The organism is Arthrobacter caoxuetaonis, from assembly GCF_023921125.1.
Classification (GTDB): Bacteria; Actinomycetota; Actinomycetes; order Actinomycetales; family Micrococcaceae; genus Arthrobacter_B; species Arthrobacter_B caoxuetaonis.
Window position 1 is genome coordinate 2,480,302 of the sequence record NZ_CP099466.1, and the last position, 20,992, is coordinate 2,501,293.

Annotated in this window: 18 protein-coding genes; 11 read left to right on the forward strand and 7 right to left on the reverse strand. The window is 63.2% G+C overall.

From position 1 onward, the window contains the following. The first annotated feature begins 111 nt into the window (after positions 1 to 111). The gene (locus NF551_RS11375; RefSeq protein ID WP_227894596.1) at positions 112 to 1,224 is read left to right on the forward strand and encodes a carboxylate-amine ligase; all 1,113 of its coding nucleotides are present in this window, start codon (positions 112 to 114) and stop codon (positions 1,222 to 1,224) included. On the opposite strand, the gene NF551_RS11380 is transcribed toward NF551_RS11375, so the two are convergent. Further along, positions 1,208 to 2,911 carry an alpha-glucosidase gene (locus tag NF551_RS11380; RefSeq protein ID WP_227894595.1) on the reverse strand — a complete coding sequence of 568 codons (1,704 nt, stop codon included), beginning with the start codon at positions 2,909 to 2,911 and terminating at the stop codon, positions 1,208 to 1,210. The genes NF551_RS11375 and NF551_RS11380 overlap by 17 nt on opposite strands. A gap of 244 nt (positions 2,912 to 3,155) precedes the next feature. Between NF551_RS11380 and NF551_RS11385 the strand changes: the two genes are divergently transcribed. Both NF551_RS11385 and NF551_RS11390 read left to right on the forward strand, forming a co-directional pair. Beyond that, the gene (locus tag NF551_RS11385) at positions 3,156 to 3,653 is read left to right on the forward strand and encodes a DUF1269 domain-containing protein (protein WP_227894594.1); all 498 of its coding nucleotides are present in this window, start codon (positions 3,156 to 3,158) and stop codon (positions 3,651 to 3,653) included. Positions 3,654 to 3,724: 71 nt separating this feature from the next. Further along, the gene (locus tag NF551_RS11390; protein ID WP_227894558.1) at positions 3,725 to 4,099 is read left to right on the forward strand and encodes a hypothetical protein; all 375 of its coding nucleotides are present in this window, start codon (positions 3,725 to 3,727) and stop codon (positions 4,097 to 4,099) included. Between the two features lie 13 nt (positions 4,100 to 4,112). Here the strand turns inward: NF551_RS11390 and NF551_RS11395 are convergent, their stop codons facing one another. Further along, positions 4,113 to 4,796 (reverse strand): uracil-DNA glycosylase family protein, encoded by a 684-nt coding sequence (locus NF551_RS11395; RefSeq protein ID WP_227894557.1) that lies wholly within the window; start codon positions 4,794 to 4,796, stop codon positions 4,113 to 4,115. 431 nt (positions 4,797 to 5,227) lie between these two features. Between NF551_RS11395 and NF551_RS11400 the strand changes: the two genes are divergently transcribed. From NF551_RS11400 to NF551_RS11415, 4 genes are all read left to right on the forward strand, one after another. Next, entirely contained in the window at positions 5,228 to 5,554 is a 327-nt protein-coding gene (locus NF551_RS11400; RefSeq protein ID WP_227894556.1) for a DUF6507 family protein, read from the forward strand. Beyond that, the gene (locus NF551_RS11405) at positions 5,551 to 6,345 is read left to right on the forward strand and encodes a hypothetical protein (RefSeq protein ID WP_227894555.1); all 795 of its coding nucleotides are present in this window, start codon (positions 5,551 to 5,553) and stop codon (positions 6,343 to 6,345) included. Before NF551_RS11400 ends, NF551_RS11405 begins: the two co-directional genes overlap by 4 nt. A gap of 167 nt (positions 6,346 to 6,512) precedes the next feature. Next, the gene (locus NF551_RS11410; RefSeq protein WP_227894554.1) at positions 6,513 to 7,448 is read left to right on the forward strand and encodes a hypothetical protein; all 936 of its coding nucleotides are present in this window, start codon (positions 6,513 to 6,515) and stop codon (positions 7,446 to 7,448) included. Continuing rightward, entirely contained in the window at positions 7,445 to 8,026 is a 582-nt protein-coding gene (locus NF551_RS11415) for a hypothetical protein (RefSeq protein WP_227894553.1), read from the forward strand. The genes NF551_RS11410 and NF551_RS11415 overlap by 4 nt, the downstream gene beginning before the upstream one ends. 36 nt (positions 8,027 to 8,062) lie before the next feature. On the opposite strand, the gene NF551_RS11420 is transcribed toward NF551_RS11415, so the two are convergent. The 4 genes from NF551_RS11420 to NF551_RS11435 form a co-directional block, all read right to left on the reverse strand. Further along, positions 8,063 to 8,455, reverse strand: coding sequence for a hypothetical protein (locus tag NF551_RS11420; protein WP_227894552.1), 393 nt, complete (start codon positions 8,453 to 8,455; stop codon positions 8,063 to 8,065). Positions 8,456 to 8,618: 163 nt separating this feature from the next. After that, a complete protein-coding gene (locus tag NF551_RS11425; RefSeq protein ID WP_227894551.1) occupies positions 8,619 to 9,185 on the reverse strand; it encodes a DUF4352 domain-containing protein in 567 nt (188 codons plus the stop codon). A gap of 59 nt (positions 9,186 to 9,244) precedes the next feature. Continuing rightward, positions 9,245 to 9,778, reverse strand: coding sequence for an Rv1352/Rv1906c domain-containing protein (locus NF551_RS11430; RefSeq protein ID WP_227894550.1), 534 nt, complete (start codon positions 9,776 to 9,778; stop codon positions 9,245 to 9,247). A 122-nt stretch (positions 9,779 to 9,900) separates the two neighbouring features. Further along, complete coding sequence (locus NF551_RS11435) at positions 9,901 to 10,413, reverse strand: hypothetical protein (RefSeq protein ID WP_227894549.1); 513 nt, start codon at positions 10,411 to 10,413, stop codon at positions 9,901 to 9,903. Between the two features lie 243 nt (positions 10,414 to 10,656). Between NF551_RS11435 and NF551_RS11440 the strand changes: the two genes are divergently transcribed. Genes NF551_RS11440 through NF551_RS11455 form a run of 4 tightly spaced genes read left to right on the forward strand, consistent with a single transcriptional unit; the run spans position 10,657 to position 18,748 of the window. Then, positions 10,657 to 12,711: a DNA methyltransferase family protein gene (locus NF551_RS11440; RefSeq protein ID WP_227894548.1), complete on the forward strand. Its 2,055-nt coding sequence runs from the start codon at positions 10,657 to 10,659 to the stop codon at positions 12,709 to 12,711. Further along, positions 12,711 to 14,324 (forward strand): class I SAM-dependent DNA methyltransferase, encoded by a 1,614-nt coding sequence (locus NF551_RS11445; RefSeq protein WP_227894547.1) that lies wholly within the window; start codon positions 12,711 to 12,713, stop codon positions 14,322 to 14,324. Before NF551_RS11440 ends, NF551_RS11445 begins: the two co-directional genes overlap by 1 nt. Further along, a complete protein-coding gene (locus tag NF551_RS11450) occupies positions 14,324 to 15,544 on the forward strand; it encodes a restriction endonuclease subunit S (protein ID WP_227894546.1) in 1,221 nt (406 codons plus the stop codon). Before NF551_RS11445 ends, NF551_RS11450 begins: the two co-directional genes overlap by 1 nt. Further along, entirely contained in the window at positions 15,545 to 18,748 is a 3,204-nt protein-coding gene (locus NF551_RS11455) for a type I restriction endonuclease subunit R (RefSeq protein WP_227894545.1), read from the forward strand. It begins immediately after the preceding gene. Between the two features lie 416 nt (positions 18,749 to 19,164). Here NF551_RS11455 and NF551_RS11460 read toward each other — a convergent pair whose 3' ends face one another. After that, entirely contained in the window at positions 19,165 to 20,856 is a 1,692-nt protein-coding gene (locus NF551_RS11460) for a DUF726 domain-containing protein (RefSeq protein ID WP_227894544.1), read from the reverse strand. Positions 20,857 to 20,992: the final 136 nt, after the last annotated feature.

A 20,992-nucleotide genomic window follows, 5' to 3' on the forward strand; every position in this document is an offset into this window, starting at 1 on the left:
AGAACCTCAGTCTGCTTCTCATTTGGATTCCGTGCACCACTTGGCCCTAGTCTTCTCAACAGGCACTGCCGGCAGGCGGCGGCGTGCCCCGAACAGATTCTGGAGGGTTGAATGGCGACACTGGGCATCGAGGAAGAGTACCTGCTGCTGGATCCGGAGACCGGACTCCCGTCGCACCAGGCGGAGGAGGTAGCGGGCTACCTGCACCGTTCACCACGAGTCAGCGACACCGAGATCCAGCGTGAGCTGCTCAGCTGCCAGATCGAGACGGCCACGCCCGTTTCCTCGACGCTGACGGAAGCGGAAGAGTACCTGCTCAATTTCCGGTCACAGCTGGAAACCGCAGCCCGAAAAGCCTCCGTGGTTGCCGCCGGTACCGCGTCTGCTCCCCTGATCGCGGACCATTACCCCGAGCTCACGGACAAGGAACGCTACCGACAGCTGAAGGACAGCGCACCAGGAATCGTCGGTGACCAGTTTGTGAACGGCCTGCATGTCCACGTTTCCATCCCGGACCGGGAGTCCGGTGTCCAGGCCCTTAACCGGATCCGGGAGTGGCTCCCTGCCATCGTGGCCCTGAGCTGCAACTCCCCTTACTGGCTGGGCCGGGACAGCGGTTTCGGCAGCTGGCGGGTGGTGCACTACCGCCGTTGGCCGGTCCAGGGCTGCCCTCCGACCTTCAAGGACGCAGACGACTACGAGCGCCGGATCCAGCAGCTGGTGGCCACCGGCGCCATCATCGACCGCGGTGTCCTGACCTGGATGGCCCGCCTTTCCGATTCCTACCCCACGCTGGAGGTCCGTGCCGGCGATGCCCAGCTCAGGGCGCGGGACTCAGTCCTTGTGGCTGCACTGGTCCGCGGCCTCGTTTCCACTGCGGTCGGAGAAGCCGAGCGGGACGTGCTGCGGCCGAATCCGGAGCCGGAGCTCCTGGACGCGGCAATGTGGCAGGCAGCCCGGGAAGGGATGGCCGGCATGCTGGTGGATCCCGTCAGTGCAGACCTGGTACCTGCCCGGACACGCGTCCGGGACATGCTGGAGTTCATCGGGCAGGCGTTGGATGCCGAAGGCGACACCGAATGGGTGCAGGCCGGCCTCGCGGAAGTCCGGGACTCCGGGACGGGGTCCGATCGGCAGCGCCGAGCCATGGAGAGCAAGGGCATGCAGGGGCTGCTGGAGCTCTACCGGGGAACCTTGTCGGAGAACGCTAACCTGTCGCGCTGATGTCCGTCACCCGTGCCTCCCAGGGGGCAAGGACTGCCGGATCCGCTTCCCCGCCGTAGTTGCCCAGCAGGACCTTTCCCGTCCGAAGGTCCGGCGGGACAGGGAGCTCCTGGTATGAGGGATTGGCCAGGATGCTCAGGCTGACCTCCCCGAGCGTCCGGCGAAACGCGAACAGCGCCGGGTGGTTGGCGTACAACAGGTTGAACGTGCCCAGCGCGACGACCGGAAGCTCGTGCCGCATGCGGATCAGCTCCTGGTAGTACCGGAAAATCGACTTCACCGAGGCCTTGTCGGTTTCGACATTGATTTCCCGGTGGCGGGGACCGAGGCCGATCCACGGTATGCCGCCGCTGAACCCGGCGCGGGGACCGGCATCCCACTGCATGGGCGTGCGTGCGTTATCCCTGGAGACGTGCCGCAGCAGTTCCAGCACGGCCTGCGGTGACCGCCCCCGGGCTGTGGCCTCCGCATAGAAGTTCAGGGACTCCACGTCCCGGTACTGGTCGATCGAGGAGAAATCGGCATTGACCATGCCGATCTCCTCGCCCTGGTAGATGAAGGGTGTGCCCCGCTGCATATGCAGAAGCGTGGCCCAGAGCGTCGCAGACTCGTAGCGAAAGTCCCCGTCATTCCCAAAGCGTGAAACGTGCCTGGGCTGGTCGTGATTGCTCAGATAGAGGCTGTTCCAGCCGCGGCCCTCGAGCCCCCGCTGCCAGCGGTTCCAGCTGGTCTTGAGGTCCCGGAGCTGAACCGGACGCCGGTCCCATTTCCCGCCGGGACCGTGGTCCAGATTGACGTGCTCGAACTGAAAGAGCATGTCCAGTTCCCCGCGCTCCGGGATGGTGAACAGGAGCGCCTCTTCAACCGTTGCCCCGGTGGTTTCCCCCACGACCAGGTAATCAGTGTCCCGGTCGGCAAATACCTTGCGCATCATTTCGTGGACGAACTCGTGGACGCGCGGGCCGGAGGTATAGAACGGCGCCCCGTCCCCCCACACCCCGCCGAACTGGATCATGCTGTCCGGAAACCGCTGGTCCTTGGAAATGTAGTTGATGGCATCCATGCGGAACCCGTCGATGCCGCGGTCCATCCACCAGTTCATCATTTCGAAGACCCGGGTCCGCACCCGGGTGCTGGCCCAGTTCAGGTCGGGCTGGTGGGCGGAAAAGATGTGCAGGTAGTACTGCTGGGTTAGTTCATGCCAGCTCCAGGCCGATCCGCCGAAAAGGGAGCCCCAGTTGTTCGGCTCGGCCCCTGGCTCCCCGCCTTTGAACGAACCGCGCGGATCTCGCCAGTGATATGAGTCCCGCGAGATATTCTCCCGCGACGACGCCGAGACCTTGAACGCCTCATGTTCCGTGGACGTGTGGTTGACGACCAGGTCCATGATCATCTTCATGCCCCGTGCGTGCACTTCGGCGAGCAGGTAATCGAATTCATCCTCCGTACCGAAGACGGCATCGATCCTGCGGTAATTGCTGATGTCATAGCCGTTATCGTGCTGAGGGGACTCATGGATCGGGGACAGCCAGATGACGTCTACCCCCAGCTCGGAAAGATGGTCCAGGCGCTGGACGATTCCCGTGAGGTCCCCGATGCCGTCATCGGTGGTGTCCTGGAAGCTGCGGGGGTAGATCTGGTAGACAACGGCGTTGGTCCACCAAGCTGGCCGGGAACTGTCCCTCATTGACGCTCCTGACAGTGAGCGGTGTCCCGGAGGCGGTGTTCCGGGCAGTGCGTGGGGCCAAGCTTACGGCTGCCTGCACACGTTAGACAGGTGCTAATGCCAGTCCGGGGCCGTCTTGTCCCGGGTCCGGCAAATTCCTTGATTACCGGGCGGTCAACTGGCTAACGTGACGCCTACTCTGGTCGCGCGTGTGCCCCGTACACGGCGGTCAGTGCATGGACCCCAACTGTTTGGAGTATCTGCCATGGCAACACTTACCGTATGGAAATTCCCCGACGCGGACGCCGCAGAACGGGCAACACAAACACTCGCCAGCCTGCAGTCCCAGAACCTGATCACGGTGCAGGACGAGGCCATCGTTACCTGGCCGCGCGACAAGAAAAAGCCGCGGACCATCCAGGAACACAACACGGTCGGAGCGGGCGCCCTCGGCGGCGGCTTCTGGGGGCTGCTCTTTGGGCTCATCTTCTTCATTCCGCTGATCGGAGCTGCGGTGGGAGCGGCGATTGGCGCCCTCTCCGGTTCCATGGTGGACGTGGGGATTGATGACAACTTCATCAAGCAGATCCGGCAGGAAGTCACCCCGGGAACCTCGGCCCTGTTTATCCTGTCCTCAGACGCCGTCGAGGACCGCGTCCTTGATGCCTTCAAGGACAGCTTCCCCGGCGCAACGCTGATCGCCACCAACCTCTCCAAGGACCAGGAGGCCAACCTCCGGAAGGCCTTCGCCGAGGCTGACTAGGGAGCACCAGGGTAAACGGCAGGGCACGACGGCGGCGCACCGCCGTCGTGCCCTGCCGTATCGTTAAAGCGATGATTACTCGACGCCAGGCCGCACAGTTCCTTGATATCCCGCTCGAAATGGCCGCCAAGCACGGCATACCGCCGCGGCTGGAGCAGGCCGACCTCGACGCGCTGGATGCGAATCCCCCGGCCTGGCTGGCGCAGTCGCGGGCTAACCGGACCGGCAAGCGTCCCGTCTGGGTGCACCTTGAATGTGAAGTCTGCGGATTCCGCGAAACTGCACGGCCCAAGAAGTGGTGGCCGGACTTCACCTTTGTGGCCTGTGAAGACCACAGCGCCCGCGAGCTCCCCGCAGTTCCTGAAGGCAGAGTCCGCAGCGAATATGAAGGTGTGGGCTCCCGCTTCACCGGAATCGTCGATGTTCCGGTGAGCGGGGCGAACTAGTTCTCCGGCTTTTCTAGCGGCCTGTAGCAGCCAGCCCGGTGCGGGCCATCGCGTCCTTGTAGACGATCCGCATTTCGGCCAGTGATTCCTGCTGGCGTTCCTCGGTCGCACCAAACGAACGGCCCTCGGCCGAACGCGCCTTGTAGACCTTGAAGCTGCGCCGGTAGATCATCCGGTTCTCCGTCTTCAGGAAGGCCGCAGCCAGGCGCTGGGCTTCCGTGCCGTGTGCCACGATCACCGAGGCGCGCGGCACGAGGGCCAGGAAACGCAGCAGCGGCCTCAGGCCCTCCTGGACTTCTTCCTTGGTGAGCTTGGTGTGCGGCTCGCCGGGGGTGTACCAGGGGTGCACGTTCCACGGCATGACGTACTTGGGCTGCAGGCCCACCTGCCAGTGAACGCCGAGGAGGCGGGTGACGGCCTCGTCACTGCCTGCGGTGATGAACCCCGACGGGTGGGCAGGGCCGTTGTTGGAGAACAGGCTCACGATCCGGGCTTCGTCCACGTCATGCTGCGGATCGATGTAGGGAACTTCACTGCCGGGCTTGAGCTCGGCGAGGGTATCGCACAGCTGGTTGACTTCGGCGACGTTGGGTTCGTAACGGCGGTCGAAGAGGGAAACTTCGGCGGTTTCTGCGGGCGATTCTTCGTGGGTTTCTGCGGGCGATTCTACGGACGATTCAGCGGGGGCGGACTGCATGGGGGTGGCGCTTCTCCTACGGTATTGCGTGTCTTCCCGCCGCGGGCGTGGGGCACCGTGCAGCTGCTCCGGCTTGGCGGCACGTGCGAAGGGCACAGTGCGCAGAAGAGCAGCAGGTCAGTGGTGGGTGCGGTGGAAAGGGGCGCCTCCGCACCGGAAGCCGGACACTGCTGTGGGCAGCGCGGCGGGCGAAGGGCTTCTTCCAAGCTTACCAAGGGCTGGCCCTGGCCGGTGCCAAGCGCCTGTCCCGGAGGCCTGGCGGCGGGGCCGGCGGTAAGTCCCGGCGGCCTGCCCAGGGCCCTGACATGGGTAGTTCTGCCCATGGATTTCTGCGGGGAAAGGAAGCAGACTCTCCCGTAACGAAGATGGCCATCATCTCCAGGGGGAACATGCAGTAGGAGATCCAGGCGGGTGTTATCCACGCTGCCATCGTGGATATCGCTGCAGACGGCCAGGCTCTGCTGGACGCAGGCAGGGATGCCGAGAAGAGTGCTGACCAGCTCGCCGGAAGTTTTGGCTCCGCCGAGGCGGTAGCCGTGGCTTTTTCCCAGTTCTGGGATCCGCGCCGGGATGTCGCCCGAAACGTAGCCAGTCTCCTCTTTCGCAAGACCTCTGCTTTGGCAGACGCCACAGCGGCTTTTGTGGAGGCTGACGGCCAGATGACTGCCGCTGCCGAGTCAGCGCTGGCAAAGCTGCCTACCGCGTACTCCCCGGCTTCCCCGCCGCGGACGGGCCGGCTCCGGTTTATGGAGGAATGATGGCCGGCGCCGAGCTTCCTGACATCAGCGGGAACTGGTCCACCCTCAATGCCGCCGCCGAGGACCTGTTGGTGCGGGCCGGGGTGGCCGAGAGCTACCTGACCGACGCGGGCACCGCGTGGAACCGGGTCGTTCCTGCCTACCGGGAGCCCGGGACACAGGACCTGGTGCACACGGCCATGAATTCCCTGGCGGCTCCCATGGCCGGCTGGCGTTCCGCCCTCGTAGCCGCTGCCGGCATCATCGAGGACTTCGCAGCGGCCGCAGGCACCCTCGGCGACGAGTGCCGCACACTCGAAGCCGAGCGGCCATCCTCAGACCCTGCCGAAGATGATCCCGCGGGGCAGCGTGCCCTCTACGAATTCAACACCCGCGCGGGTGAGCTCACACAGAAGTGGATTACCCTCCAGCAGGAGACTGCCGCTCGGTTGGCCGCCATTTCCGGAGGGAGCGGAGAGGGACTGCCCATGGTGGCCCGGGCTGGCGGGTCTGTGCTCCCGGAGGTCGAATGGGCTGCCCTGACGGTCACCCTCGACGACAGGTTGGGTGCCGTCGCTCCAGGCCAGCTGCTGGAGTCGCTGCGGGGGCTGGACACCGCGGAGCTGAGGGCCTGGGCCGAAGCCAATCCGGAAGCCGCTGCCTTGCTCGCAGCTAATAAACCCATGGGCCCATTCCCCGTGGGAAGCCCCGAGGCAGCCATGTCCGGCGTCCTTCAGGACAGCCTTTCGCAGGAAGGAATTGCAGCCATCCGCACCGCATGGCTGCAGCTGCCTGCGGCAGACCAGGAATAGCTTCTGCTGTTGTATCCCGCGGTGTTTGGAGCGCTCAACGGGGTGCCGTTTGCCTCCCGCGCCCATGCCAACACCATCACGGTCGCCGGCTACCGGCAGACGCTGAAGCAGGACCTGGACGCGCTGAACCAAAGCTTGCCGATTATGGATACGACAACGTCGCGGCGATGCAGTTCAACCATGACCATGCTGAGTGGAAGACGGAGCAGGAACGCCTGCAAAGGCTGCTCAAAGGGCTGGATTACGCCTTCACACAAGGAACGCAGGTCGTGATGGTCAGCGCCGAAGGGGACGGCCGCATCGTCACGATGCAGGGCACGCCGTCAGCCACCGCTACCAGGAGCGCCGTCCTGGTTCCAGGCACCGGCGCGGACCTCGGCTCCCTCGCAAGCTATCTGGAGCGCCTCGATGCCGTAGAAGGAAAACCGGAACAGCAGAAGGTCTCCTTTTACTGGCAGGGCACCGATCTTCCCAACGAGCTGCACCACAACCTCACCAGCAGTTACAACGAAAACGGCGGGCCTTTGCTGGCCGCATTCGACCACGCCCTGGACCTGGAAGTTCCGCAAGATACGCGCAGCACCTACATTGGCTACAGTGCCGGAGGTTCCCTGCTCGGGACCGCCGAGCGGGAAGGGCTGACGGCGTCGAACATCCTTTATGTCGCCCCGGCCGGCACCGGCCACCAAGTCTCCAGTCCCAGCGACACTGCCGGCCCGGACTCCAACCGGTATTGGATCCAGACCAGGGACGATCCGATTTCAGTAGCGCAGATAGGAGGCGGCGGCTTCCACAGCGGTTCATTCTGGAGCGGTGGCGACCCTAAAACGCAGATGGGTGCCGTGCGGCTGGAATCCGGTTTTGTGGATCCGCAGAAGCCAGATTCGCTCATGCGTGGGCACACAGACTATTTCGCCAAGGGGTCAACCTCGGCAGCCAACATCCAGGCGGTCATCAAGGGAGGCCGTGTGAGCCTGTACGTTGAAGAAGTATTCCACTACGGATTTGGCTACGCCTATTCGGAGAGCCCCATTGAAGAACGACCGGAGGACTACGCCAATATGAAGCTGCAGACCGTGACCACCGGGAGTCTCGAAAAGTGACGCCACGACGTTCGGCTGCCGCAATGGCCGGAGCCATGATCCTTGCCGTATCCCTGGGAGGCTGTGCTTTGAACACCGAAACACCCCCTGATCCTGCCGCTGCGCAGGAGTCACCGGACTATCTGACCCAGTTTGAGGAGCTGCTTCCTGCGTTGATGGAGCAGGCCGGGGCCGGCCTCCAGGTTGAGGACCTGCGGGAGGAATCCTGCCTGCGCCCCGAGATTGAGGAACAGCAGCTCGAGACCAGATGGCTTGGCGCGGCCTCCAGCCCGGTAGCCGATACCGAAACAGCCAACGCAGCGCTGGACCGGATTGGCAGCTGGCTTGACGCGGAGGGCTGGGAACGCCAGACAGAGGTCTCCCATCCGCCGGAAGAGGGCGGCGACGTGCGGGTCCTCATGTATCTCAAGGACGACATCAGTGCCACAGCTACCTATAGCCAGAGCGAGCGTGCGTGGGTGGAAATCCTGCTGACATCCAGCTGCCGTCAGAATCCGACGGAGCACCGTATGGTCCGCTCTGAGCTGGACCCGGACTACGGCGCGCCCAGCCTGTACTACGAGGACGGCGCCTCGTAGCTGAATGCCCGACATTGCGGGGGTGTCGCCAGTCTGTCAGGAGCGGTAAGTTGCGTGTACTTTGTTGACCTGCTCGATCATGACCTGCAGTTTTTGGTCAGATGTGGGTTTCGGCGGCATTACACCCAGTTCCGCCGCAAGCTTGTAAAACCCTGCACCTTCGTTCGTTGAGTTCTTATGAGTAACCAGGGCTGAAAGCATGACGCCGTGTTCCAAGTGGCTACGCCGGGACACCTCGCCAAGGAGCCTGCCCACTGCGGTTCGGTCAGCCTCGCGGCTGAAATCGAAAGGAGCTTGGCCTGTGGCGCGTGTGAGCTCCCTGTTCAGCTGGCTATAGTCGGTCATTCCCCGCGACCTCGCCACGCTCGTAAGATACGTTTCAGCAGCCTGCTGCAGCTGTTGCCATTCAACTTCTGTACGTCCGAACATCTCGCCCCCCTCTTTCTGGTGCGCAAGGTCTTTCCCCGCGCACTTGCTAACGCTGCACATCTGTAAACCTGATAACCCAGACTCTAACGGCCCGCGATGACACTTCGGGGTAAATGGTTCTCCTGCCCCCAGCGGCAGGAGAACCCACAACTGCCGGCTTTACTCAGCCGCCGACCTGGATCCGCGCAGTCTCCTGCAGCAGAGGATCGGTGATCACAACGGTGGCCGGGCCGGGAGCGATATCGAAGACCACGGTGCCGCGGGACTTGTCTCCCACCTGCACCTCTCCGCTTCCCAGCTGGTTGTCGGCAAACATGTAGTAGTCGCCGGCCCGGCCTTCGGCGTCTTTCGTGTTGAAGTACAGCGGGTTGGACGAGGTGACTCCGGCTTCGGTCTCCCACAGCACGTCAAGGACGAGGAAGCCGCCGTTCTGCGCAGCCGGAGCGAAGGACTGGGTACTGGCCGTATCCGCGTATTCAGCAGACACCACAGTGATACGCGCGGTGTTTCCGTTCCCCATGTCGGCAGTGAAGGGAACGCCCACTGAAGGTGCAGCGGGTGCTTCCGGGCCCGGGGTCTCCACGGTCTCGGGAGAGGTTGCTGCCGGCTGTCCGGCGTCCGTTTCGCTGCCGCTGCTGGTGGTCTCAGTGGAGCAGGCGGACATGGTCAGTCCCAGGATCAGCGCTGCGGAGGCGGCGAGCGCCGGCTTGCGGATGTGTTTGATGTTCATGGTTGTTCCTTACTTACTGTTGGTGATTCTTGGTTTGATTGCTTATTGCGCTGAGGCCGCTACTGCTTCTCCCAGGTTCCGCAGCGGGCAGTATTGAAGTCCTGCCCCTCGGCGAGGGTCACCATTGGTCGCCCACCGCCCGGGATATCGTTTTCGAGGATGTCCGAGCCGTTGGAACCACTGCGGAGCACGGCCCAGTAACACCGCGATCCGACGTCGGCGGAGGAACGGTACGTACCTGGAGCGATGTCACGTCCAACCGTCCAGGTACCGTCGGAGATGGTGTTTGCTGCCTTCTCTTCCTCCGCTCCCGTGACCGCTTCCTCACGGGCTTTGACCGTTTCCTCCCGCTTCACCAGCTCCAGTCCACGGACTATCTGGGCCTCTTCCTTCTCAGCTACGGCATCCTCGCGACTGCTGATGCCGGATGAAAGGCGGGCGAACCTGGATTCCAGGTCTTCAAGGTCACCCGTGACGTCGGAGAGCTCGGCGGACAGCGCGGCATACTCTTCGCTGGCAGTGGGATCCGTCATCAGGACGGCTGAGACAGCACCTGTTCCCACCAGGATCATTGCGAGAGCGGTGCGTCCCATCCACCGACGCTTGCGCTTCGGCTTTGGAAGTTCCACTTCGGGCTTCGGCGTGTCATGCGAGCGCCGGGTGGAATCCTCCAGATGCTCCGCTGGCGCTTCCCTGGGCGGCCAGTGTGAACTCATCACTTCGCCTCCACAATCTCGACGACGACGTTCATACCGCTGTCCGGGTGATAGCCCCATGTGGCGGAGAATTCGCCCCACTGCGCGTCCTGGCGTCCGTCAAGGGCACGGGTGTTACCCATCCGGCTGCTTACGCTGTCCGGCATACCCAGCTCATCCAGCACACACGTCACGTTGGTGTACGCGGTGCCTGAGGACTCCTTGCCTTCGGTGTCAATCGAGACACTGGCGCCTTCGTCACCGACGACGATCCACTCGTCATCCTCCACACCGCAGGCGGCGACCGCCTCCTGAATAGCGCTGGACTGTGCGGGAAAGTCGACTTGTCCGGCCAGAAGTCCCAGAGCGAGGCCAGCTACCAGCCCGACGGCGCCGAAAATGACCGGCGTACGGCTCACCGGTGTCTTCTGGAAAGGGTTAGCGGCTACTACAGGGCTCATGTCTTCCGGAGCCACGGCGTCGGTTGTGGTGGAGGAGCCGGCACCCGGTTCCCTGGGCGGTTCATGCGTCATGGGGTTTCCTTCATCGAATGGTGCGGAAGTGAGGTGACGGAGCCACGGTCATTCCCCCCAACTGGCAATGGCCGTGGCTCCTGCGGGGCATCTCTGTCCCGCTTCTTCAACCTAGGCGCGTCGGATGTATTTGCGCCTTCACAGTCTTGATAAGGGGGGTTATCAGGACCTCAGCTGAAATAAGACCGCTACGTCGTACAGTGATAACCACTAGTCCACTTACCAAGGAGGGAGCAGGACGTTATGGCCAAAGACCCGCAACTCCTGCTTTCGTTGCCTGATGTAGCGACGCTGGCGAAGGTAAAGCGTCCCGCCGTCTCCATGTGGCGCAGCCGGCTCCAGGGCACTGCCCATCCGTTTCCGGCGCCCGTGAAGACCGAGGCCGGCCAGGATTTCTTCGACGCCCACCAGGTTGCCGGCTGGCTGACCACCACCGGGCATGGAAAGAACGCCGACGCGCTGGCCGATCTGGGCGCCTTCGCGGTCATGGCAGACCTGCCGCAGAACAAGGAATCGGTCTTCGACGCCCTGACCTCGCTCCTGACCCTCCGGGAACTCGCCGGGCAGCCACTGGCCGGCTGCGATGCAGCTGATTTGCTGGACATGGCGGACACCGAGGACCCGGACGATGAACTCCTTTACCGCGAGCTGGAAGCGTTCAAACCGGACGTTGAAAGCCTTGCCCGGTGTGCCGATCTCCTGGCTGACGCCGCCTTCAACCCGGCTGCAGCCTTTGAAAAGCTGATGGCTGACCGCTTCCGGAGCAATCTGCGCAGGCATTCAGCCACAGCGCTGACCGAAACGGCAACCCAACTCGTTGCCTCCGTCGCCGTCGAACTCGCGTCCTCACTGCCGGAGCCCCCGGTCTTCGCCGACCCGTCCTCCGGCAGCAGCGACCTTCTCCTGGCGCTTGCTCACGCCCTCGGTGATGGCTCAGATGCGACGCTGATGGCCAGCTCCGGCGGAGATGAAACAGCCCGTCTTGCCCGGCGGCGGCTGAGGATCCACCGCTTCTCCCAAGACCAGTTGGACGTCGCCGATTCCGGTGAGTTTGTTCTCCACGGTCCCGCGGTGCATCTGGCGCACTATCCGTCTCCCGGTGCGGCGGGCATGGGGACGCTGGAGATTCTGACCGCGATTGACCACAGCGTCCTGCAGATGGACGATCAGCAGCGCGGCGTCATCATCGCTCCGGACGCGGCCCTGTCCGGAGTCCTTCCCCAGGGGGCGGCACGCAGCATACGGTCGGGCCTGATCCGTGACGGCCGTGTCCGGGCCATCGTCCGCCTGCCCAAGGGGCTTCTGAAGAGCAAGCCCCGACAGATCCTGGCTCTCTGGGTCCTGGGACCCGCGCACCCGGACGTGCCCATCCCGGAGCGGTGGGTCATGCTTGCCGACCTGACCGGCGAACGGATGGATTCCGGTGTCATCCAGGACCTGGTGACCGACCTCTCTGCCAGCATGGGGGCGCTGGAGGAAATCCGTGCCCACTCGTTCCGTTTCGCCACACGGGTTCCGGCCCGTGTCATTCTGCCCGGCGATGTCCCTTTGACCGCGGCTGCACGTCCTGTCCGCGGACCGGCAGTACCGGGCGGCGCAGAGTCCGCACTGAAAGCCGACCAGCTCCTGGAGGACCTGAGTTCCGCCGGCCCGGTGGATACTACGAACCGCTATTCAGTCGAGCCGCTACTCGAGCGTGCCGAGCAGCGTCAGCGCCTGCAGCCATTGGACACCCTCCTCAGGCAAGGGGCGCTCCGGTACATCAAAGGCAATCGCATTTCGGAGGACGAGCTGGCGGATGTCGGGAGCCTGCCCGTTTACGGCCTTCCTGAGTTATTCGAAGAGCAGGCCCGCGGCACCCGGCGAATGGGCCTGGCCCCGTTTAGCGCCGCGCATCCAGACGGACGCTTGACCGAACCCGGCGACGTCGTGTTCTGCACCGGCCCGCAAGCGGCCGCCTTTGTGGATACCGAAGGCACCGCCGTCGTCGCTTATCCCGCCCGTATCCTGCGCATCAAAGCCGGCGCTAACCCGGGGCTGCTGCCTACGATGCTGGCTGCGGACATCAACCTGCAAGCGGCAAACCGTGGGCCCTGGCGCCGCTGGCCTGCACGTTTAATCCCCACTAACCAAGGCTCAAGCCTGGCCGCCTTCCTGTCTGACCTAGAACAGCAGCGTGCCCAGGCCCATACCCGGCTCAAACAGCTTGAGGAACTCACTACGCTTGTCTTGGACGGCGTAGCCGGAGGAACCCTCACCGTGACAAACACCTACGCCGCAACGGAAGGAAACAGCTAGTGCCCCCGAAAACGAAGGTTGCCGCTCTGCCGTCAACCATGAAGGAACTCAAGGACACGCTCTGGAAGGCAGCTGACAAGCTCCGCGGCTCCATGGATGCGTCCCAGTACAAGGACGTGATCCTGGGACTGGTGTTCCTCAAGTACGTCTCGGACGCCTTCGACGAGCGCCGCGCCCAGATCCATGCGGAGTTGGAAGCCGACGGGATGGATGAAGACCAGATTGCCCAGTTCATCGACGACGTTGATGAATACACCGGCCGCGGTGTGTTCTGGGTTCCGGTCCGTGCCCGCTGGCGCTACCTGGCGGAAAACGCCAAGGGCACGCAGGCCTCGATGGATTCCCCCGCCAAGTCCATCGGCGAGCTCATCGATGACGCGATGGACCTGATCATGAGCTCCAACCCCACCCTGGCTGCCACCCTGCCGAAGATCTACAACCGCGACAACGTGGACCAGCGCCGCGTCGGCGAGCTGCTGGACCTGCTGAACTCCACCCGGTTCACTGGCGACGGCGCCAAGAAGGCCCGCGACCTGCTCGGCGAGGTGTACGAGTACTTCCTGGAGAAGTTCGCCCGCGCCGAAGGCAAGCGCGGTGGGGAGTTCTACACACCCGCCGGCGTCGTCCGCGTCCTTGTCGAGGTGCTGGAACCGGACCACGGCCGGGTCTACGACCCGTGCTGCGGTTCCGGCGGCATGTTCGTGCAGACCGAAAAATTCCTCGAAGCCCACCAGAAGGAGGGCTCGGACATCTCGGTGTACGGGCAGGAACTCAACGAGCGCACCTGGCGCATGGCGAAAATGAACCTAGCCATCCACGGGCTCAACGGCAACCTGGCGTCCCGCTGGGGCGATACCTTCGCGCGCGACCAGCACCCCGAGCTGCAGGCCGACTATGTGCTGGCCAACCCGCCGTTCAACATCAAGGACTGGACCCGCTCCGAGTCCGATCCGCGCTGGAAGTTCGGTGTCCCGCCAGCCAACAACGCGAACTATGCCTGGATCCAGCACATCCTCTCCAAGCTCGCGCCGGGCGGCAAAGCCGGTGTGGTTATGGCCAACGGCTCCATGTCCTCCAACTCCGGCGGCGAGGGCCAGATCCGCGCCCAGCTGGTGGAGGCGGACCTGGTCTCCTGCATGATCGCCCTGCCCACCCAGCTCTTCCGCAGCACCGGCATTCCGGTCTGCACCTGGTTCTTCGCCAAGGACAAGACCGCTGGGCCCGGCGCCTCCATTGACCGTTCCGGCCAGGTGCTGTTCATTGACGCACGCAACCTGGGCTACATGGTGGACCGCGCCGAGCGCGCCCTGTCCGAGGATGACATTGCCAAGATCGCCAACACCTTCCGCGCCTGGCGCGGCAAGGCCTCCGCGGTAGACGCCGGTCTGGAGTACGACGACGAACCCGGCTTCTGCTATTCGGCCACTCTGGAGGAGATCAAGGCTGCTGACTACGCCCTGACTCCGGGCCGCTACGTCGGTGCTGCCGCGGTCGAGGATGACGGCGAGCCCATTGAAGAGAAGATCGAGCGGCTGAAGAAAGAGCTGTTCGAGCAGTTCGAGGAATCCGACCGGCTCGCGAAGGTTGTTCGCGAGCAGTTGGGGCGGCTCTGATGAGCAGCTTTGTCGAATACCGGCTTCCGGAGCTGCTCAAGTTCATCGTAGACAACCGAGGTCGGACTTGTCCCACATCGGATGACGGAATACCGCTAATTGCAACCAACTGCGTCAAGGACGGGCATTTTTATCCCGTCTTTGAGAACGTACGTCACGTTGACTCAGTTACCTACAAAAACTGGTTCCGGTCCCATCCCGAACCAGGGGACATCCTGTTTGTTTGCAAGGGCAGCCCGGGACGCATTGCCATGGTCCCTGATCCTGTCACTTTCTGCATTGCCCAAGATATGCTTGCGCTTCGGGCCGATGAAACCATCATCGATAACCGCTACCTGTATTATCTTCTGAAATCCAGAGACACGCAGGACAAGATCGCGAATTTGCATGTAGGCACTATGATTCCGCATTTCAAGAAGGGCGACTTCGGGAAACTTGCACTTTCCGTGCATTCAACTTTGTCTGAGCAGCGGGCGATCGCGGAGGTGCTGGGGGCCCTCGACGACAAGATCGCCGCCAACACCAAGCTCGCCGAGACCCTGAGCCAAACTCTTTCTGCCTCCTACCAGAAAGTAGTCGGAAGCCCAGAGGCGTTCGTCCCTTTCTCCGATCTCGTCACCGTCACTAAGGGCATCTCGTACAGGAGCGTAGATCTCACCGAATCTACGACTGCGCTAGTGACCCTGAAATCCTTCGACCGTACCGGGGGCTACTCCCCCCGAGGTCTGAAGGAGTACTCAGGCCCCTACAAGCCACAACAAGTCATCCGCCCAGGAGAACTGGTGGTGGCGCAAACGGACCTCACCCAAGCTGCCGAAGTCGTTGGCCGCGCAGTACGCGTTCCTGCCAGCAACCGACACTCAACTCTTGCCGCCAGCTTGGATTTAGCAATCGTGCGCCCGATCGGGGACGAGCCGGAAGAGTTTCTGCTCGGTACGATGCTCCAAGGCCGTTTCCGCACGCACTGTCAGAGTCTGACCAGCGGGACGACGGTACTTCACCTGAAATCGGATGCAATTCAGTCGTTTATGGCGCCGTTAGTTTCACGAGAGATACAGCTGCAGTATGCCGCGCTGGCAAGACCTATGTTGCACTTGGGGGATTCCATAAGGGGCGAAAATGAAACCCTCGCCGCCAACCGCGACACACTGCTACCGCAGCTGATGTCAGGGAAACTGCGAGTCAAGGATATAGAAAACACCATGGGGGAAATGGTCTAAATGACACAGGCACAGCAGCTGGGGTATTCCGAAGCCGATTGGGAAGGCAGCGCATTGGAAATGCTCGCCGAACCACTCGGTTGGCTCCCGAAAACCGGACATGAAATCGCACCCGGAACCGGCGAGCGCGACACCTGGGATGAACTGCTCATCCGGCCCCGGCTACTGAAGGCCCTGCACAAGTTCAACCCGGCCGTACCCACGCAGTATCTGAAGCAGGCACTGGCGGAAATCGCTTCGCCTAAGTCCGCCGATTCCATCACCGAGAACAAGCGCATCCACGACTACCTCACCGATGGCTTCCGGCTGACCTACATCGACACCGACGGCACCGAGGTCAGCCCCACGCTGCGGCTGCTCAGCCATGACCCGGATGAGAACGACTGGCTCGCCGTCAACCAGGTCACCATCGTGCAAGGCGACTACAAACGCCGCTTCGACCTGGTTCTCTACTGCAACGGCATGCCCGTGAGCATCATCGAGCTGAAAAAGGCCGGCAGTAAAAACGCAGACGTCCCCGCCGCCCACAACCAGCTGGCCACCTACGTCCGTGAATTCCCCATGGCGTTCCGGTTCTGCGTCTTCACGCTCGCCTCGGACGGCCTGTCAGCCAAGTACGGCACCCCCTTTACTCCGCTGAACCATTTCTCCCCGTGGAACGTGGACGACGACGGGAAGCCGGTCACCCCCGGCACCCTGCTCGACGGCGAGCCAGTGGTTGGGGAACTCGACACCGCCCTGCTCGGCCTCTACAACCAGGAACGGTTCCTGCAGCTGCTGCACAGCTACACCGCCTTTGACGAAGGCGCCGCCGGCCTGACCAAACGAATCGCCAAACCGCACCAGTACTTCGCCGTCACCAAGGCCGTGGGCAGCACCGTGCCGGCCGTTGGCAGCAACGGCAAGGCCGGCGTCGTCTGGCACACCCAGGGCTCCGGTAAATCCATGGAGATGGAGCTTTACACCAATCTGGTGATCCGCCACCCCAAGCTGCGCAACCCCACCGTCGTCGTCATCACTGACCGCAACGAACTCGACGGGCAGCTCTTCGAATCCTTCCTCGCCAGCCAGCTGCTGCCCGAAAAGGCCCAGCAGATCCGCAAACGCTCGGAACTGCGCACAGAACTTTCCAGCCGCACCACCGGTGGCATCTACTTCACCACGCTGCAGAAGTTCGGCCGCAGCCAGTCAGAGCGCGACGCCGGCGCCGAGCACCCGCTGCTCTCGGACCGGCGCAACATCATTGTGGTGGTGGACGAGGCGCACCGCAGCCACTACGACAACCTCGACGGCTACGCCCGGCACCTGCGCGACGCACTGCCGCACGCCACCCTCATCGCCTTCACCGGCACCCCGATTTCCTTCGACGACCGCAACACCCAGGACGTTTTCGGTGAGTACATCGACGTCTACGACCTAAGCCGGGCCGTTGCCGACGGCGCCACCGTCCCGGTTTACTTCGAGCCGCGGCTGATCAAGGTCGGCCTGGCGGAGGGGGTCAGCGAGGAGACCCTCGACGCGGCCGCTGACGAAGCCACCCGGACACTGGATGACACGGAACGGGCGCGCATCGAGGCGAGTGTCGCCGTCGTCAATGCCGTTTATGGTGCGCCAGAGCGCATCGCCAAACTCGCCCAGGACCTGGTGGAGCACTGGGAGAACCGCAGCGAGAAGATGGAGAAGTTCATCTCCGCGCCCGGCAAGGCCATGATCGTGGGCGGCACCCGCGAGATCTGCGCGAACCTGTATTCGGCGATCGTGGCGCTGCGCCCGGAATGGCACTCGGACGAGCTCGATAAGGGCAAGATCAAGGTGGTCTACTCCGGCACCGCTTCCGACGCTCCCCCGGTCTCCGACCATGTGCGCCGTGACGCTTTTAACGCCAGCATCAAGGAACGCCTCAAGAACGTGGACGATGAACTGGAACTGGTGATCGTCAAGGACATGATGCTCACCGGCTTCGACTCCCCGCCGCTGCACACCCTCTACCTGGACCGGCCGCTCAAAGGTGCCCTGCTGATGCAGACCCTGGCCCGGGTGAACCGCACCTTTCGCGGCAAGGAGGGCGGGCTGCTGGTGGCCTACGCACCGCTGGCGGAGAATCTGACCAAGGCGCTGGCGGAATACAACCTGCACGACGGGGGCACGCAGCAGCCGCTGGGAAAGAACATCGACGAGGCCATCGCGGAAACTGAGAAGCTAGTTGCGAAACTCGATCAACTTCTAGACGGGCACGACTGGCGGGCCATTCTTGATAAGGGCGGCCCGAAGGCTTGGCTGCATGCCGCATGGGGCGCTGTGAACTACCTGCGCGATCCGCTCACCCCCGGCAACAAGCCGGAAGCCGACGGCGAGAGCCTCGCTTCTCAGTATCGGAGCCTCTCCAGCCAGCTCGCCCGAGCCTGGGCGCTTTGTTCGGGCACAGATTACCTACCCTTGTTGCTTCGCGACGTCAGAATGTTCGAAGAGATTCGCGTCTGGATGGCAAAGATGGATGCCGCTGATCGTCAGTCACGGGGTGAGCCCATTCCCGAGGACATCTCCCGCCTGCTCGGCCAGCTCATCGCCACGTCCACCGTCTCGGGCGAGGTGCTTGATATCTATGAAGCCGCCGGTATGCCCAAGCCGTCGCTGGATGACCTGACGCCGGAATTTATGGCCAAGACCCAGAAGGCGCGGAACCCCCAACTGGCGATCGAAGCGCTGCGGAAGCTCATCTCCGAGGAAGCTGCCCGCACCACACGGAACAACGTGATCCGGGAGCGGGCGTTCTCGGAGCGGATCACCGAGTTGATGAACAAGTACACCAATCAGCAGCTGACCTCAGCAGAAGTCATTGCCGCGCTGGTGGAACTGGCCAAGGAAGTAGCCAAGGAGAAGGACCGCGGCCAGCGGTTCTCGCCACCGCTGAACGAGGACGAGCTGGCGTTTTACGACGCCGTCACGCAGAACGATTCCGCCGTCGATGTCCAGGGCGAAGGAGTGCTTGCCAACATCGCCCGGGACCTCGTCGCCGTGATGCGCCGCGACGTGCGGACCGACTGGACGGTGCGTGACGACGTCCGGGCCAAGCTGCGCTCCTCCATAAAACGGCTGCTCGTCAAGAACGGCTATCCGCCGGACAAGCAGCCTGCCGCGATCAAGCTCGTCATGGAGCAGATGGAGTCCATGGCGCCGCGCTTCGCGGAGGCCCGGGCGGGGTAGTCCCGCTCCCCTCTCCATCGCTGTGACCCGGCCGTCGTGCCGGGTCACAGCCTCCACCTTTCCTGCGCTCGATGATGAGCCCTGCCCGAAAGACCGGATCCACTTGCTAGACGAAGATCAGCGCCTGAAGCTCCGGGCGTTATCAATGTCATCGAAGGACAGGTCGAAACCGAATTGGACCGAGATTTCTTCAACGGCAGCCCGCCAGCCCCTCATCAGGTCCGCAGCTTCTACCGCCGGCCCAAGGGGTCAGGCCCAAACGCGCTCAAGACGGAGTTCGTCAGCGCACACACAAGAGGAGCAAAGAGCCTCTTCCATGATCCTGCCCTGTTGCCCTCCGTCACTATCGTAAGGAAGTAGTTCTGCGTGCGTCGGGTGCCTACGGACCAGCAGGCACCCGACGCACGCAGAAAGACCTACTCCGCCGAGGCCTGGGGCACCGCAGAAGCGCCAATTTCAGCCGGCTCCCAGCGGGTCATCGGTTCAGTCAGCAGACGAACCTGTTGATGGTATTGGGAGTGCCCCTTGACTCGCGCAGAAACGTCCACGTTCTGGAGTTTCGCATCGGCTGGCCGGAAGCCAACCTCACCTGCGGCCCTCTCGCCAGGCTGAGTTCCACGGTAGGCAAACTTCAAAACCGGATCATTCGACGAATGGTAGTTGTAAACGGCCTCATCGACTACGGTTGTCAGGCTGCGCCAATCGCTCTTGCCGCCAATGGCCGCTCCCAGCAGGTGCATCGCCTGGACACGAGGTCCGCCCTTCTTGCTGGACATTGCCTGGGCCGCAACCACCATTGCCCGGGCCCCCAGGCTGTGCCCAATCAGGACGTAGGAGTTGGCCTCGGTTCGAGCCAGCAGGTCAGCGAGGATGACGCCCGTTTTCTCGGCGCGGTTCTTCGCTATGTGCCAGGGATTTCTCGCGACGTCGGCCGCGATCAGCGCGGGGGCAACCGGAGCCAGCCGTTTGGCGGCTACCTTGGCGGCCTTTGCTGCGGCTCCTCTCACCGCGGCCCCAGCGGCGGCTTTGCCCACGTTCGCACCTGCGAACAATGTGAGGTGCCGGAGTTCACGCGCACCCCAATGGACGCGGTAGACGGGTGAATCCGGATAGCGATCCGTCACGATATTCCGCCACTCGCCCCAACCGGTTTTGGTTTCGCTGAGGAAGCCGTTGCACACGATGACCGGGACTCCGGATCCGTCCTGGAGCATTTCGATATGGAAGGACTTGTCCTGCCGCACGTAGGCGTTCGCAATCGTGCCCCCGAGAGCCGCACCCAGAGCTGCTCCGACCGCGGTGACCACGGCCGTTCCCCCGGCCATACCCAAGCCGCCGGCCGCCACAGCACCACCGCCGAGCAATGCCAGCCCAAAGTTCGTCGCCACAATGCCGCTGTATCCTCCAATGGCTACACCAACGGCACCGCCGATGGCGGGAGCGGCGAGGACCGCGAAAGGCGTGGCTGCTGCAACGCCGGCGCCTGCAAGTCCCACCACCTTGACCGTTTTCGCCAAGTTGGGCTTTTCGTAACTCAGGAACTCTCTGTAGTCATTGAGCGCGCCCATCTTTCGATCGGCCTTCTCGAAGCCAGGGATCTCATGCCGGTGCTCCGCACAGTAGCGCTGGACCCGAATCGCACCCTCTTCCCGGACCGCCATGTTCGCGCACATCACGGCTGCACAGGGAAGCGTCGGCGCCCCGCACCCGTTGCAGATGTAGGCGGGCAGCTGCCCCATGGGCCGGTTGGCCTTGCGGTGCGTATGCTTGCCGAAGCAGGAGGAGCACCAACCGGTTCTCTCCTCCAATGTCAGGTCCTCTGCCAGCTCGGCTATCCATTCAGCGGCCTTTTTGAATCCTTTGGCCCGTTTATCTGCGGCCTTCTGCTGATCTTCGTCAGGCAGGTTCACAGCGGCATGCCGACTGAGGGCGTATGCCCAGGCGTTACTGATCAACGAGTGGTTGTCGCCAAGAATGCCCTGGCCGACTTCAGGCTCAGCGTCTGTGTGGCTGCCGGACAAGGTGAGCTTGTAGCCCTTGGGAGAAACGACGTCGCACTGGATGCGACCCGTGTCGAGGACACGGAAGAGAACCTGAGATTTAGACATGGTGACGATCCTCTCAGATAGCACCGACAAACCGGTTTACCTTGCGCCCGTGTCACCGGCTGTATGGCGCCATCGACGCTTGGCTGCTCGTCATCTCCCAGGCGCTCCTCAAGGCCGGAGGGCCCGGGGGAAGGCG

Coding starts and splice junctions, on each gene's coding strand:
- NF551_RS11375 (WP_227894596.1), top strand. CDS start 112: ATGGCGACACTGGGCATCGAGGAAGAGTACCTGCTGCTGGATCCGGAG.
- NF551_RS11380 (WP_227894595.1), bottom strand. CDS start 2,911: ATGAGGGACAGTTCCCGGCCAGCTTGGTGGACCAACGCCGTTGTCTAC.
- NF551_RS11385 (WP_227894594.1), top strand. CDS start 3,156: ATGGCAACACTTACCGTATGGAAATTCCCCGACGCGGACGCCGCAGAA.
- NF551_RS11390 (WP_227894558.1), top strand. CDS start 3,725: ATGATTACTCGACGCCAGGCCGCACAGTTCCTTGATATCCCGCTCGAA.
- NF551_RS11395 (WP_227894557.1), bottom strand. CDS start 4,796: ATGCAGTCCGCCCCCGCTGAATCGTCCGTAGAATCGCCCGCAGAAACC.
- NF551_RS11405 (WP_227894555.1), top strand. CDS start 5,551: ATGATGGCCGGCGCCGAGCTTCCTGACATCAGCGGGAACTGGTCCACC.
- NF551_RS11410 (WP_227894554.1), top strand. CDS start 6,513: ATGCAGTTCAACCATGACCATGCTGAGTGGAAGACGGAGCAGGAACGC.
- NF551_RS11420 (WP_227894552.1), bottom strand. CDS start 8,455: ATGTTCGGACGTACAGAAGTTGAATGGCAACAGCTGCAGCAGGCTGCT.
- NF551_RS11425 (WP_227894551.1), bottom strand. CDS start 9,185: ATGAACATCAAACACATCCGCAAGCCGGCGCTCGCCGCCTCCGCAGCG.
- NF551_RS11430 (WP_227894550.1), bottom strand. CDS start 9,778: ATGGGACGCACCGCTCTCGCAATGATCCTGGTGGGAACAGGTGCTGTC.
- NF551_RS11435 (WP_227894549.1), bottom strand. CDS start 10,413: ATGACGCATGAACCGCCCAGGGAACCGGGTGCCGGCTCCTCCACCACA.
- NF551_RS11440 (WP_227894548.1), top strand. CDS start 10,657: ATGGCCAAAGACCCGCAACTCCTGCTTTCGTTGCCTGATGTAGCGACG.
- NF551_RS11450 (WP_227894546.1), top strand. CDS start 14,324: ATGAGCAGCTTTGTCGAATACCGGCTTCCGGAGCTGCTCAAGTTCATC.
- NF551_RS11455 (WP_227894545.1), top strand. CDS start 15,545: ATGACACAGGCACAGCAGCTGGGGTATTCCGAAGCCGATTGGGAAGGC.
- NF551_RS11460 (WP_227894544.1), bottom strand. CDS start 20,856: ATGTCTAAATCTCAGGTTCTCTTCCGTGTCCTCGACACGGGTCGCATC.